This window comes from Spiroplasma endosymbiont of Dasysyrphus albostriatus (assembly GCF_964019495.1).
GTDB lineage: Bacteria > Bacillota_I > Bacilli_A > Mycoplasmatales > VBWQ01 > Spiroplasma_E.
The window spans coordinates 1,415,078-1,429,614 of the sequence record NZ_OZ026447.1; the positions used below are offsets into that span (position 1 = coordinate 1,415,078).

General features: G+C 23.6%; 14 protein-coding genes and 1 pseudogene. 9 read left to right on the top strand and 6 right to left on the bottom strand.

Going from position 1 to position 14,537, the window contains the following annotated elements; all coding sequences use genetic code 4:
* Window positions 1–139 precede the first annotated feature (139 nt).
* The 7 genes from AACL11_RS08415 to AACL11_RS08445 all read left to right on the top strand — a co-directional run bounded on the left by AACL11_RS08415 (window position 140) and on the right by AACL11_RS08445 (window position 5,579).
* Window positions 140–862 (top strand): DNA-methyltransferase, encoded by a 723-nt coding sequence (locus AACL11_RS08415; RefSeq protein ID WP_422397952.1) that lies wholly within the window; start codon window positions 140–142, stop codon window positions 860–862.
* A complete protein-coding gene (locus AACL11_RS08420) occupies window positions 855–1,409 on the top strand; it encodes a hypothetical protein (protein ID WP_338987405.1) in 555 nt (184 codons plus the stop codon). Before AACL11_RS08415 ends, AACL11_RS08420 begins: the two co-directional genes overlap by 8 nt.
* Window positions 1,410–1,447: 38 nt before the next feature.
* Complete coding sequence (locus AACL11_RS08425) at window positions 1,448–3,283, top strand: ABC transporter ATP-binding protein (RefSeq protein ID WP_338987406.1); 1,836 nt, start codon at window positions 1,448–1,450, stop codon at window positions 3,281–3,283.
* 78 nt (window positions 3,284–3,361) lie between these two features.
* Entirely contained in the window at window positions 3,362–3,598 is a 237-nt protein-coding gene (locus AACL11_RS08430; protein WP_338987407.1) for a hypothetical protein, read from the top strand.
* Between the two features lie 91 nt (window positions 3,599–3,689).
* Complete coding sequence (locus AACL11_RS08435; protein ID WP_338973555.1) at window positions 3,690–4,049, top strand: helix-turn-helix domain-containing protein; 360 nt, start codon at window positions 3,690–3,692, stop codon at window positions 4,047–4,049.
* A 28-nt stretch (window positions 4,050–4,077) separates the two neighbouring features.
* On the top strand, window positions 4,078–4,578 hold the full coding sequence (locus tag AACL11_RS08440) for an IS630 family transposase (protein WP_338988468.1): 501 nt from the start codon (window positions 4,078–4,080) through the stop codon (window positions 4,576–4,578).
* Window positions 4,579–5,051: 473 nt separating this feature from the next.
* Window positions 5,052–5,579: an AAA family ATPase gene (locus AACL11_RS08445; protein ID WP_422397953.1), complete on the top strand. Its 528-nt coding sequence runs from the start codon at window positions 5,052–5,054 to the stop codon at window positions 5,577–5,579.
* Window positions 5,580–5,726: 147 nt separating this feature from the next.
* Here the strand turns inward: AACL11_RS08445 and AACL11_RS08450 are convergent.
* A protein-coding gene (locus AACL11_RS08450; RefSeq protein WP_281747819.1) for an IS5 family transposase occupies window positions 5,727–6,516 on the bottom strand; the annotation gives its coding sequence in 2 pieces (ribosomal slippage) (window positions 5,727–6,254 and window positions 6,256–6,516; 789 coding nt in all).
* A gap of 50 nt (window positions 6,517–6,566) precedes the next feature.
* On the opposite strand from AACL11_RS08450, the pseudogene AACL11_RS08455 reads away from it, so the two are divergent.
* Both AACL11_RS08455 and AACL11_RS08460 read left to right on the top strand, forming a co-directional pair.
* Window positions 6,567–6,800, top strand: a pseudogene (locus AACL11_RS08455) (transposase); the annotation flags it as partial.
* A 448-nt stretch (window positions 6,801–7,248) separates the two neighbouring features.
* Window positions 7,249–8,493: a hypothetical protein gene (locus tag AACL11_RS08460; RefSeq protein WP_338987408.1), complete on the top strand. Its 1,245-nt coding sequence runs from the start codon at window positions 7,249–7,251 to the stop codon at window positions 8,491–8,493.
* Window positions 8,494–8,539: 46 nt separating this feature from the next.
* Here AACL11_RS08460 and AACL11_RS08465 read toward each other — a convergent pair whose 3' ends face one another.
* The 5 genes from AACL11_RS08465 to AACL11_RS08485 form a co-directional block, all read right to left on the bottom strand.
* Entirely contained in the window at window positions 8,540–9,022 is a 483-nt protein-coding gene (locus tag AACL11_RS08465) for a hypothetical protein (protein ID WP_252320532.1), read from the bottom strand.
* Window positions 9,023–9,215: 193 nt separating this feature from the next.
* Window positions 9,216–10,178, bottom strand: coding sequence for an alpha/beta hydrolase (locus AACL11_RS08470; protein WP_338987409.1), 963 nt, complete (start codon window positions 10,176–10,178; stop codon window positions 9,216–9,218).
* Between the two features lie 108 nt (window positions 10,179–10,286).
* Window positions 10,287–10,796, bottom strand: coding sequence for a PTS sugar transporter subunit IIA (locus tag AACL11_RS08475; RefSeq protein WP_174481513.1), 510 nt, complete (start codon window positions 10,794–10,796; stop codon window positions 10,287–10,289).
* 84 nt (window positions 10,797–10,880) lie between these two features.
* Window positions 10,881–12,605 (bottom strand): phosphoenolpyruvate--protein phosphotransferase, encoded by a 1,725-nt coding sequence (gene ptsP / locus AACL11_RS08480; RefSeq protein ID WP_422397954.1) that lies wholly within the window; start codon window positions 12,603–12,605, stop codon window positions 10,881–10,883.
* A gap of 204 nt (window positions 12,606–12,809) precedes the next feature.
* Entirely contained in the window at window positions 12,810–14,519 is a 1,710-nt protein-coding gene (locus AACL11_RS08485; RefSeq protein ID WP_338987413.1) for a hypothetical protein, read from the bottom strand.
* Window positions 14,520–14,537 lie beyond the last annotated feature (18 nt).

A 14,537-nucleotide genomic window follows, 5' to 3' on the forward strand; every position in this document is an offset into this window, starting at 1 on the left:
CTAAGGAGTACTAATAATGAGTTTAGTGAGTAAAGAATTAGAAACCAAAAATGGAAAAACAGTTAAACTTAAAATAGATAATTCAAATTCAAATCAAGTTAAAAAAATAAATCTTATTTTTGGAGATAGTTTTATTGAAATGAAAAAAATGAAAAATGAATTAGTTGATTTTATATTTATCGATCCACCTTATTTTTTATCAAATGATGGTTATAGTGTTAACGCTGGCAAAAGAACATCTGTTAATAAAGGTGAATGAGATAAAAGTAAAGGTTTTATTGAAAATTATAAATTTCATCAAAAATGAATTAAAGAATGCAAAAGAATTTTAAAACCAAATGGAACTTTAATAATTACTGGAACTTATCATTCTATTTACATTTGTGGTTTTATTTTACAAGAACTAAATTTTCACATTCTTAATGACATAGCTTGATACAAACCTAATTGTACACCTAATATTGGTTGTAGAAATTTTACTGCTAGTCATGAAACATTAATATGAGCAAAAAAAGATAGTAATTCTAAACATGTTTTTAATTACAAAGATATGAAATATTCTAAATGAGAAGAAGATAATTTTAAGAATGAAGATAAGCAAATGCGAAGTGTTTGAGCAATAACTACCCCTAAACCATTTGAAAAAATTTATGGTAAACATCCTTCACAAAAACCATTAGATCTTTTAAAAAGAATTATAATTGCTTGTACTAATGAAAATGATATTGTCTTAGATCCGTTTATGGGTAGTGGCACAACTGGTCTTGCATGTAAAATGCACAATAGAAATTTCATAGGAATTGAAAATAATATTGAATATTTTAATCTAGCAAAAAAAAGATTGGATGATAATAATGGTTAAAAATGGAATCGGTGGTGCAAATACAAAAACTGGTCTCGCTTTTGAAGGAGAAAAAGAGTTATATTCATTTTTTAAAAAACAGGAAAATTATGAAATTAAAAATATGATTGGAATCCACAATTTAAAAAGAAATGATGCATTTGAATTGTTTTATATGGGAGAACATGTTGCTAATATTTTCAAAAAACATGCAATCTATGTTTATTTAGAAAAACACCACAATTTAAACTGAAATTACTTTTTATCAAAAAAATTACTACCAGATGACAGTATTTTTGTATATAAGAATAATACTTTTTTCATTATTGAAATTAAAACACAAAATGTTGCTGGAAGTGTTGATGAAAAACTACAAACTTGTGATTTTAAAAGAAAACAATGACAAAAACTTTTATCAATATTAAATTGCAAAATTGAATACTGATATTTATTAAGTGATTGATTTAAAAAACCAGAATATAAAGATACTTTAAATTATATAATAGATAGTAATTGTCGTTATTTTTTTAATTATATTCCATTAAAAGAATTGGGTTTACCACTATAACAAATAAAAATAAATTATTAATAAGGAGATCAAATATTATGTCCAAAAAAAATAAAACAAAAATTACTGCTTCGCCGACAAAAGAAAAAACAACAGCAAAAATAAAAAAAAGCGTGACTGATTATAATGAATTAAAAATAAAAAAAAGTGGTTTCTTAAGCGCAGTTATTAAATACTTTAAAAAATATCCACTACTTTATCTAATTGCAATACTAACCACTATTGCTTCTTCAATAATTTCAGTGATTATTCCTAAAATTACTAATAATTTTTTAGCTACCGCCGATGGTTTTCAATGAGAAAAAATTACTACTTTAGCTTATATTTTAATTAGTTTACAAATTGCATCAGGATTATTTATGTACTTTCGTAATTTAACAGGAAGCATCATTGGTGTTAAAGTTGAAATTGAATATCGAAATAAAGTTTTAAAACATTTACTAGATTTAGATATGTCATATTATGAAGACCGCAAAATTGGTGACACTTTAACAAAACTAATTAGTGATACTAGTGTTATTGGTGAAAATATGCAATCTATTCCTTTAACTATGCTTAGTTCAATTGTGACTTTTTTTGGTTCAATTTACGTTATTTTTTCTTTAAATTGACAATTATCATTAATTGTTTTAGGTATTGTTTTATCAATTTTAATAATATCAGTATTAAATGTTCAAATTATTCGTTATTTAAACTATAAATGAAGAAAAGTTTACACTGAAGTTAATGCTGATATTACTGATCGACTAAATACTATTACTTTAATTAAAAGTAATGCTACAGAAAAAAGTGAAAATAAAAGATTTTCTAATGAACATCTTAAATATTACCAAGCAGCAAAAAAAACTATTACTTTTGAAAGTTTTACTAGAGCATTACTAATTACATTGCTAACAGGAATTAACATTGTTGGTTTAGTTGCTGGTTTCATTTTTGTAAGTAAACACATCATTAGTGTTCAAACACTAATTGCTTTTTTATTAGCAGTCAACACTTTAATTTTCCCAGTTATTCAAAGTATTCAATTCTTAGGTAATTGAGCTAAAACATCAACTTCAATTTTAAGAGTTAATGAAATTCTTAATATTAAACCAAAAATAGTTAATAAAGAAAAAGCCTTACCAGTAAAACAAATTACTAGTGATATTATTTTTGAAAATGTTAATTTTCGCTATGATGAAAAAGAAGACTGAATTTTAAATAACTTCTCTTTCACTTTTGAAAAAGGTAAAAGTTATGCTATTGTTGGTGCAACTGGTGTCGGAAAAACTACTATTTCTAAGTTATTACTACGTTACTATGACCCCGCTAAAGGAAGAATTTTAATTAATAATAATACTGATTTACGTGATATTGACTTAGCACAATACTTACATCATATTGGCTATATTGAACAAGATCCACAAATTTTATTTGGCACATTTGCCGAAAACATTAGTTATACTAAGCAAGGAGCAACTTTAGAAGAACTCAAAATTGCTGCAAGTAAAGCTAACTTACATGATTACATTGAACAATTACCTAATGGTTATAATACAATTTTAGGTGAACGTGGGATTAACTTATCTGGTGGGCAAAAACAAAGAGTAGCTATTGCTCGTATCTTTTTAAAAAATCCAGAACTATTAATTTTAGATGAAGCTACTAGTGCCTTAGATAATATTGTCGAAAAGGAAATACAAGCACAATTTAATAAATTAATGATTGGTCGTACTAGTATTATTATTGCCCATCGTTTATCAACAATTAAAACTGTTGATAAGATTTTAGTTTTAGAAAAAGAAAAAGGTTTAGTTCAAGTTGGTACTTTTGATGAATTAAAAGTTAAAGAAGGTCACTTTAAACATTTATATGAAGCTGGAATTATGGGGTAAAATTTTAATATTTAACTTTATATTTATTTAATTTATGTTACTATATTTCTGTAACATAAATTAAAAAGGAGAAAGTATATGTTAACTAAAATTAAAATTAAAGGTTTTAAAAGTTTAACAAATGCAGAAATAGAATACTATACTCATAAAAATATAGCTAATAAAAATAAAAATGTTACTATAACACATAAATTAACTAATACTAATATTTTATATACATTTAATTTAGCTGGTATTATTGGCGGTAATGCAACTGGTAAATCTTCTTTTTTAGATGCAATATATATAGCTAACGAAAGTAATGTTTACTCATAAATAATGTAAAATAATAATATGTAATTTAAACAATTCTTGCACTTACAAGTATAATTCAGCAATAATTAAAATAGATTAGGAAGATTAAATTATGCCAAAACCATACAGTGAGGACTTACGAAGAAAAGTAATAGAAGTTTATGAAAGTAAAAACATGAAAATTAAAGAAATTTGTAAAGTGTTCAATATCACTAGAAAGACTTTATTTTTATGAAGAAAAAGAAAGCAAAAAACCGGAAATATAAAACCAATTTTGAATTATCAAAAAGGACATAGCCACAAAATAAAGGATTTAGATGAATTAAAAAATTATTTAGCAGAAAATAAAGATGTTACAGTTCAAAAAGTAATTGAAAAATTTGGTGATATGACAAAAGAAACAGTTTATAACTATTTCAAAAAACTAAATTATACATATAAAAAAAACTTTTCTATATGAACAAAGAGATAAAAATAAACAAGAAGATTTTTTAAAAGAAATAGCGAAAATAATGAATGAAGATTTGGTATATATTGATGAATCTGGAATTGATGATAATGAATTTTATAAATATGGTTGGTCTGAAAAAGGTAAAAGATTATTTGATAATAAACCTGCATATAAAATAAAGAGAATGAGTATAATTGGTGCACTAAATAAAGGTAAATTAAAAGCTCTATGAGCATTTGAAGGACATTGCAATAGTAAAATTTTTGAATCATATGTTAAAAATATACTAATTCCAGTATTAAAGTGTGGACAAATTATAGTTTTAGATAATGCGACGTTTCATAAATCTAAAGCAACAAAACAATTAATTGAAAATGCTGGATGCAAACTATTATTTCTTCCACCATATTCTCCTAATTTAAATCCAATTGAACATTTTTGATTTGCTATAAAACATAATATAAGAAAAATATTACCAAATTATTGACCAAATATTAAAAACGCGATTGATTTTGTTTTTCAAGATATGAGTAAACATTACTTTAGTTAGCTATATATAAGAAAATAGTTACTAATAAATTTGAAATTAATAAAAATACTATAAAAAATATATGTGGGTTTGAAAAGAAAAAAAAACTATTTAGTTTTGAATATATAATTAATAATAATTTATTAAAACATGATTTAGAATTTAGTGATCATTTCAAATTAATTAAAGAAAAATTATTTATTTTTGAAAAAATTAATAATGAAGTTACAGAATGAAAAACTATTTTTGAAAATTATAAAGATTATTGTTTATTATGAAGAGTAGCAACTATTTCTGAATATGAGGAAAAAATAACTTTTAAATTTGAAGAAAAAGAAGTTAATTTAATAAATAACTTATTTTTATTTATAAAAAATATTGAAATTTTTGATAATGTTTTTGGAGTTTATGAACACCATCATCTTACACATGATTTAAAGAAAATTTTTAAATCTAAAAATGACAAAAGTAAACAAGAATTAAAAAATTTAAAAATCCTAATTAAGGCTGTTGATCCAAATATTATTGATTTACAATATCATGGTTATGATGATGATATTATTGCAATTGTCAAAGATAAAAACAATAAAGAAATAAAAGTACCATTTGAAAATATATCGGAGGGAACAAAAAGATTTCTTTATTTAATGCCCAGAATTATGAATAATGATAAAAATAAAATATATATTATTGATGAAATTGAAAATTCGTTTCATCCAAGAATTATTGACACAATATTAAGAATATTTTATTATAATCAAAATAATCCTAACAATTCGCAACTTCTATTTACTACACATAATCCTTATATTTTTGATATAGCTAAAATACATAATAATTGTATTAACGTTAGTTTATATAATCAAAATAATAATTTTGAAAAATTAAGCAACTCTGAAAATTATGGAATTAAAAGAAATGATAAATTATTTTCAAAAAATTATATATTAGAAATTATTAATTCTCACCCTGACAGTGATAGTATTGATGAAATATATAATAGATTTACTAAAAAATACTAAGTACAGATGAGTAACAAAATTATTAATTGTCAGGCATTATTAATAATATGGATGGGGGTGGTTAGCCCTAATTACTGGACCATATTTTGATAGATATTTCTAAATTTTTATTTGTAATATTGGTGGTTTTAAAAATTTAGAACCTGTTTAGAATCTTTTTAATAAAATTGAAATAAAGGAAAGAACAACCATTTGTAAACTAGTATTTAGTTTTCTTTCACAATTTTTTCATAATCTTCTGCATTTTTCTAATCATGCAAAGCTTCGTTCTACAACTCATCTTTTTGGCAATACTACAAAAGAATGTAATTCATTACGTTTTACAACTTCAACATTTGCATTTATGATTGTTTTGATTGCAGAAGCAAATTTTTCACCAGTATAGCCAGCATCTACTATTATTTTTTGAACTGTAGAAAGATTTTCTTTTTCACTTTTAATCATTATGATAGCACTATTACGATCTGTTTTTTCTGCTGTAGTTATGTAAATTGCATGTGGTAAACCTTGCGTATCAACTGCAATATGACGTTTTATTCCTGAAATCTTTTTACCAGCATCATAACCTTTATTTTCAGTAGTATCTGTATTTTTAACACTTTGCGAATCAATTATACAAAAACTAGTTTTTTCTTTTCGATGATTCTTAATACGAATCTTTTTAACTAATTTTTTTTAAAATTAATTGCAATACACTAGGTTCTTTATCATTGTTTTTACTTCAAATTTGGAAATAATAATATACAGTTTGTCATTTTGGAAAATTTTTTGGTAACATTCTTCATTGACAACCACTTTTTAATACATATAAAACTGCACAAAACACTTCATATAAATCTAAATTTCTTGGTTTTGTTTTCTTTTTGCTGTTTTCTAAAGTTGATTTTATGTTCTCAAATTGTTCTTTAGTAACATGACTTGGATAATTTTTATGCATATATACCTCTTATTTTAAAATATATAGTAATTTTACATTATTTTCTAAAAGATTCTAAACAGGTTCTAAGTAAAAAAGGTTGTCCTTATGATAATGCTGTTGCTGAAGCAACTTTTAAAACTTTTAAAACCGAATTTATTAATGATAAAAATTTTACATCATTAATCCAATTAAAATTAGAATTATTTGATTACATCAATTGATATAACAATATAAGAATTCACAGCACTTTAAACTACTTAACTCCAGTTAAATATCAACAACAAATGTCTACCAAAAAATAGTCCTAAAAAGTGTTGCCATTCCAGATGATTTAAATAAAAAAATTGAAAATTTTATACATAATATTATTTTAAATAAATTTAATTATTCTCTTATACAAATAAATAACGCAGAACAAAAACATATTAATGAAATAAGAACTCATGAAATGTTTTCAAAATTCATTTATAATATTGATGATTTATACAAGTTAATTACTGATGAGCATATTAAAACTAAAAAAGATATATATTTAACTGAAAAATTTATTAAATCAATACTTTCAGATGATATATTAAATTCTATTAATAAATCGAAAGAGTAGTTACTAATTTTCCCTAATCACATTGTAGAATTTCACTAAAAGTACTATAATATAAATAACGATAGTTTAATATCCTTATAATTTTAATGATGATATAAACTTTATATCTTTATTAAAATTATATATTAACTTTAAAGGTATAAAATATGAGAAAAACAATAAATATTTTAACAGTTGGTATTTTTTCACTAGCAACAAGTACCACTATTTTAACTAGTGTGAATCACTTTAATACTAACAAAAATGATTTACAAAAAGCAAATGCCACAGCTAATCAAACATCATTATTTAATAATCAATATCAATATTTAAATAATAGTGACTGAATTACTAACCAATCAACAACCGATCATAAATTTTATAGTTATGATACTTCAGCATTAAAAAGTTATACTTTTACCAATGCTAGAAACGTCTTCTTAGTAGATACAACAGGTAACCTAGTTTATAATACCAAAGTTACTATTCCTAATAAAGATAAATCAGATATTGAAAATACAAAACAAGAAATGATTACCAAGAAGAAAGTAACATCACTTAAAAGCAATCCTAATTATTCTGATGCTTACAATTTTAGTGAATATCAACAAAATAATTTTGTTGGTGACAATAATTGAACATATTTACAATTTGGTGGTCTTGAACAAAATATTGATATTTCTAACATTGCTGATGCTGCTATTAATAATAAAATTTCTTTAGCAATAGCTTATAATATCAGCCAACAATTCATTAATAAAAGCAGTTTAAACAAACTAATTAGTAATCAATTAACAAATAATATTATTAACTTAATTGTTGAAAATACTAACATCTTTAACTTTATTAAAAATTCACCTCTTTTCCTAAATATAAAAGATTACTCATTAAATTTTATTTTTGATAATGATAATAACTTAGTAGCAATTTACTATACAAAATGAAATGTCCAAAATATAAATCAAAATATTAACTATCATTATAAAGAAGACTTTAGCAATATTAATAAAAATGATTGATTAAAAAATAGTGATCAACAAATCATTTTAAATTGAACTAAATATGCAAAAAATTGAGAACAATTTTCACAACTTTATCCTAAATTTAATTTTAATAATTCTAAACTATCAATTAATAATATGGGTACATATAAAGAAAATAATAATCTCACTGGTGATACTAATAATATTACTACTAATAAAAATATTAAATATGAACTACAAAATCCTTATAATGTTGTAGCAATTTCTGATCTTATTATTCAACTTCCAATTATTGATCTTTATGTATACCACGATGATAATAATATTTATTATCAATGAAATGCACGTGTTACTTCATCACCAAATTTAATTGCTGGTTGTAGTTTAGCAATTGATTTAGATAATATTAGTTTTCAATTTAAAAAATAATTAAATTTAATATATAAAAAATAATGCCTTAATTAAGGCATTATTTTTACAATGAATGTTGTCTTACAGGACTTTGATTAGATGCTGATGATTGGTTTTCTGCCATTTGATTAGAATTATTAATTAAATATTCTTCGCGAATTTCTAAACACTCAACTTTAAGGTTTTCAATTCTTTTTAAAAATTCAGGATTATTAGATGTTTGATATTTTCTAGCATTACGTCAATTATACTCTTGACCTGTGACATCTATTTTTTCTTTTACTTCATTAAGTTCTGACATAATTGACATTAATTGTTTAATATTAGGATTTGTTTTTGACTTCTCCTCGTTTAATTGTTGTTTAATATATTGTACTAGTCCAGCTGTTTGCATATAGGCAGGAGTACCTACAGAATCTGAAATATCACCTAATATTTCTTTTTTAGTTTTATCAATTCTTCTTTCTACTTCAATTTTATTTTCAATTTCTTCTAATAAACCTTCAATTCTATTCATTAATTCTTTTTGATCTGCAATAATATTCATAATTTTTATCTTCCTTTTCACATATAATTTTAATTTAATAAAACCTAGTATAGTTAAATTACTATAATAGGTATGAACAATTATTAAATTATAAATACTATTATAACTATAAAGTAAAAATTACTCAATCAACTATTATTTACTATTTTTAAATTTTCTAATTATTTTTTTGATCTAATAACATAAATAATCATTATATATGTTCTTTTTCTATTCAAGTTAAAACATCTTCTAAAATAATATTAATATTGGGTTCATTTAAAATTGCATGATTACCTTCTTCATAAAAACTATAAGTTATCCCCTGTCTTCAACGTTTATTATTTTTTTCAATTTTATCAAAATCGGCAAATATATCTTTTGCAGATTGAACAATCAAAACCGGACATTTAGCATTATTAAGATTTTTTGGTACTTGTTTACTTAATTTTTGTGCTTGTAAAGAAAATAATAATGTAAATTTCATATTAGTCATTGCTCTAATTTTCCCTTTTTTAATATAATTAGAGTTAATAGAAATTGTTTCCATATCAAAAGTAATAGGTAATGGATGATGTTTATAAAATAGAAATCCTCAAATTGCATGACAAACTAATGAAGGTTTTATTTTAAATATTTGTTTCTTAGTAACAAAATTAGTTAAAATTGCACCATCAATCATTTTTGGTAATCTTTTAATTGCTAATGCTGTTAATGCCGAACCTAATGATTCACCCATTAATAAAATTTTTTTATTAGGATAACGTTCATTCAAAACCGTTATAATATCTTTAATATCATTAATAGTTGTTCCTAAAGTATGATATTTTCATTTTTCATTTTCTCCTCAACCTCGTTGATCAAAACTTAAAAATGAAATACCATGTTTAGTAAAAAACTTAGCAGCTGTTTTAAAGTCTGTTAAAGAGGCACCCATACCATGAATACCAATAATAATATATTTACTATTATCAACAAATTTAAATTCAGTATGTAAAAAATAGTTATCCCTAGTAATGATTCCCTCATTACTTCATTGTGGAAAATGACGATTCAGTTCTCAGTGATAATCAATATGGAAAATTTGATAAATTCTATATAAAATATAAAGTATTATTAACATAGCTAAAACTACAATAAGTACTGCTCATCAATAATGTTGCCAAAAATTATCCATAATAAATGATACCCTCCAATAATATATAAATACTTACTAATATTTTATCAAATTAATTTTGTTTTTATTAAAACAAAACCTTAAATGGTTTTGTTTTAATAAAAATATTTATTTCTTAGTGACTTCAGCAATTAATTGACCAACCGTTACTTGTTCATCATCTTTTACTACTTGCTTTACAACATAACCTTCCATTGTTTCATTAGTGAAAACAATTGGTGTTGTTACTTTTTTACCTTTATTCTTAACTTCTTGTAAATTAGCAACTACCATTACTTCTGATTTTTTAATTGGTTTACCTTGTTCAACTTTAATATCAAAGCCCTTACCAGCTAATTCAACAGTATCAATACCAATATGAACTAAACATTCAATACCTGTATTTACATCTTTAATACCATAAGCATGTCCTGTATTAAATACTGTTGCTAATTTTCCATCAAATGGTGATACAAATTCAACTCCATCTTTATCTTTATATTCAGGAATAATAGCAAAACCAGTCCCTAACATTTCCTGAGCAAATACTGGATCTTCAACTTTACTAAGGTTAATAACTTTACCAGTAACTGGCGCATAAATTAATAAAGGTAATTGTTTTTTTTTCTTGAAAAACATATGTCGATTCTCCTCAAAATTATGTAAATTAGATGTTTATAATTTTAACATTAAATAATGTAACTTTAAAAATAAATAATATTTTTATTTTTTTGATAAAAATTTTTCTACTAATGATTTAACTTCTTCATTGGTTTCACATTGTAATGCTTTTGATGCTAATATTTCTGTATCCTTTTTATTTAAAGTACTAATAATTTTTCTAGTTTCTAAAACACTAGATGCAGACATTGAAAATTCATCTAGCCCTAGACCAACTAGTAGTGGAACAGCAATTTTATCACCAGCCATTTCACCACACATGGCAACAGGACGATTATATTTATGTCCACCATCAATTGTCATCTTAATCAAACGTAAAATTGATGGATGATATGGTTGATATAAATAAGACACTTTTTCTGACATACGATCAGCGGCTAAACTATATTGAATTAAATCATTAGTTCCAATTGAAAAGAAATCTGCATATTTAGCAAATGTTTCGGCATTAACTGCTGCTGCTGGAATTTCAATCATCATTCCAACTTGAATATCATCACTAACTTTAACTTTTTCTTTAATCAATTCTTTTTTGCAATTTTCATATAATGCTTTAGCTGCTTTAAATTCTTCAACAGTGGCAATCATTGGAAACATAATAGCTAATTTACCAAAAGCTGAAGCACGAATTAAAGCACGTAATTGAGTTTTAAAAATATCTTTACGATCTAAACACAAACGAATGGCACGATAACCAAGGAAAGGATTCATTTCTTTTGGTAAATCTAAATATGATAATTCTTTATCACCACCAATATCTAAAGTTCTAATAACAACTTTATGTTTAGTAGCAGACAATACTTTTTTATATTCTTCAAATTGAATATCTTCACTTGGAAAATCACTACTTTCCATATAAAGAAATTCACTTCTAAAAAGTCCTACTCCTTGTGCATCATATTCAATTGCTTTAATCATATCTTTAGGTGAACCAATATTTGCTTCTAACTTTACTTCATGATTATCACTGGTTTTAGTTAATTTACCTTTAAATACTAATAATTCTTTTTGTTCTTCAATTCATGCGTTTTGTTTAGCAACTCATTTATTTTTTTCACTACTATTTAAATCAATTTCAATTTCACCAGTATTACCATCTAATACACAAAATTGATTATTTTTTACTTTTGTAGTAACATTTTTTAATCCAAGAACCGCTGGAATACCAAGACTACGAGCCATAATTGCTGCATGAGAAGTTCTACCACCAATATCACATAAAAATCCTTTAACAAATTTAGGATTCAATTGACTTGTTTCTGAAGGTGTTAGATCATGACTAACAATAATTGTTTCTTCTTTAATTGCACTTAAATCAATAGTTTTAATATTTAAAATTTTACGTAAAATTCGATCACGAACATCAATAACATCAGCAGCACGTTCACGAAAATAATCATCATCCATTGATTGAAATGTTGCAATTGCTTTATTAGCAGTACTTTCTAAAGCATTAGCAGCATTATATTTTTCTTCTTTAATTAACTTTTCAGTATCTTCAATTAATACTGGATCAGTTGTTACTAAAAAATGAGCTTCAAAAACAGCGGCTTTTTCTTCACCTAAAGTTTTTGTTGTATTTTGGATGAGTTGTTTAATTTCATCACCTGCTATTTTTAAGGCATCATGTAACTTTTTAACTTCTCCTTCTATTTCTTTTTCATCAATTTTTTTAGGATTAGTTTTGATAGTTTCATGTTTTAAAATTAATGCTTTGGCTAGAGCAATGCCATTACTAGCACCAATACCTTTCATTTTTAACATTATATATATTTCACTCCTTATAAAATATGTTTATTAATAGTCTACTAAATTATAATAAAAAAAATGAAATATTGTATAAAATATTTATTATAATTTAAACTTTTTGTAAATAAAAATGATTTTAATATTTTTAAATATTTTTCATATATGTTAATTCCTACTTTTAATTTCATTAAAAGTAGGAATCTTTTCACTATATTAATATAATTAGATAGTTACGCATTGGATAAGAGAACGATCATGATTACGATTATTATTAGGAATAAGATATTCTCTATCTGAGTTATTTATATCTTGCACATTATTTTCATCTCATTCATTAATATTATTAATATGACCATTTATTTTTCTAGTAAGAAAACCTCTTCCATCACTAGCAGCATTCCCATTTGCTTGATTTATTATATTTGGTAATTCAGATAATACTTCATCAATAATTTTTTGTTGCTCTTCTTGCTTATATATTAATTTAAAAGCTGGTTTCATTTTATTTGTTAAATTATATAAATCAGAACTAGTTACACCAAGTGCTGATAATACCATTCCTAATTTTGGAAATGTTTCTTTAAATTGAATTCAAGCTTTTTTTCAATCACCTTTATTTTGTGTAACATCTGCTGCATAAGTTTTAATAGCATTAGTAATAGCGCTAATAAAAAGAAAACTAATGATAAAGACTCCTAATTGACTTAATTTATTTTGATTTTTAACTCAATTTTTAAATGATTGTAGCAATGTATGATCATTATTTTGAGGGCAAAAATAATTTTTTACTGGTTCAAAAATTGTATTTAATGAATTTTTAATAAAACATTCATTAACAAATCTCATTACTGTAGCACGAACAATAGTTGAAATAATATTATTAATTGATACTATATCTTCTTTATAAGATTCTCATGTTAATGTTTCAGCAGAAGAAGCAGTAATAACTAAATGATTTATTAATAATGTTGTCAAAAAAAAGTTAGTATTGGATAAACTATTTTTTATAATTTCTTTAATAGAATAGTCTTCATTTTTTAAATCAGTTTTTGATAACTCACTTAATTCATTTAAAAGTTCTTTTAAAAAATCATTACTGATTTCTGCACTAATTAAAGAATTAAATTTTTCAAAAGTAAATTCATCATTAAAATCAATATTTTTTAATTCATCTTTAATATGATTTATTACATCATGTTTTTTGATAATTGTTGATAAATTAGTACACAACTTATCTAAGTTCGAATTAATTTTATTTAATTTTTCATATTCTTTAAGTTCTAAATGTTTTTCTAATTTTTTAATAATAATTTCAAGTGGTAAATATTCATCTAATTCTTTTTTTTGTGTTAATTGATTTGAAGGTAATAAATCAATAATACTTTTTAATCCAAATGGATAGTAAGATAAAAAATAAGATGTAAGTGTATCAACACCAGCCATAGCATAATTTTCAGGAATTTTTAATGATTCTCACATTCCTTTGCCTAATATTTCTAATTGTTCTATAAAAGTTTTACCTATTATAGACTTTTCTGATACTACAGCTATTGAAAAATATCTTTGTGCTACTCTAATTGAAATACCTGTTAACAATACAATTGGAGAAGATAAATATTCAATAGTTTTTCAACAACAATTATTTGAACTTATTTCACTTTCTTTTTTAATAAATTTTGGTAAATTTTCATAAATTTCTCCTAAATCATTAAAATATATTCTTACCTTATTTTTATATTTTTGTTCATCACTATTTCAATATTGATTAATGTAATTGGTATAATAACGAATTCTTAAATTAATATTTGCAAGTTCTGCAATATTTTTTTTAGTTTTAGTAATAACTATTTCATTATTATTTTCTATTCCTACCACTAAAGATTCCATATTTTGATTTCTTATACTGGCACTATTACCATTTATTGGACACATTTGTCTTTGCTTCTTTCC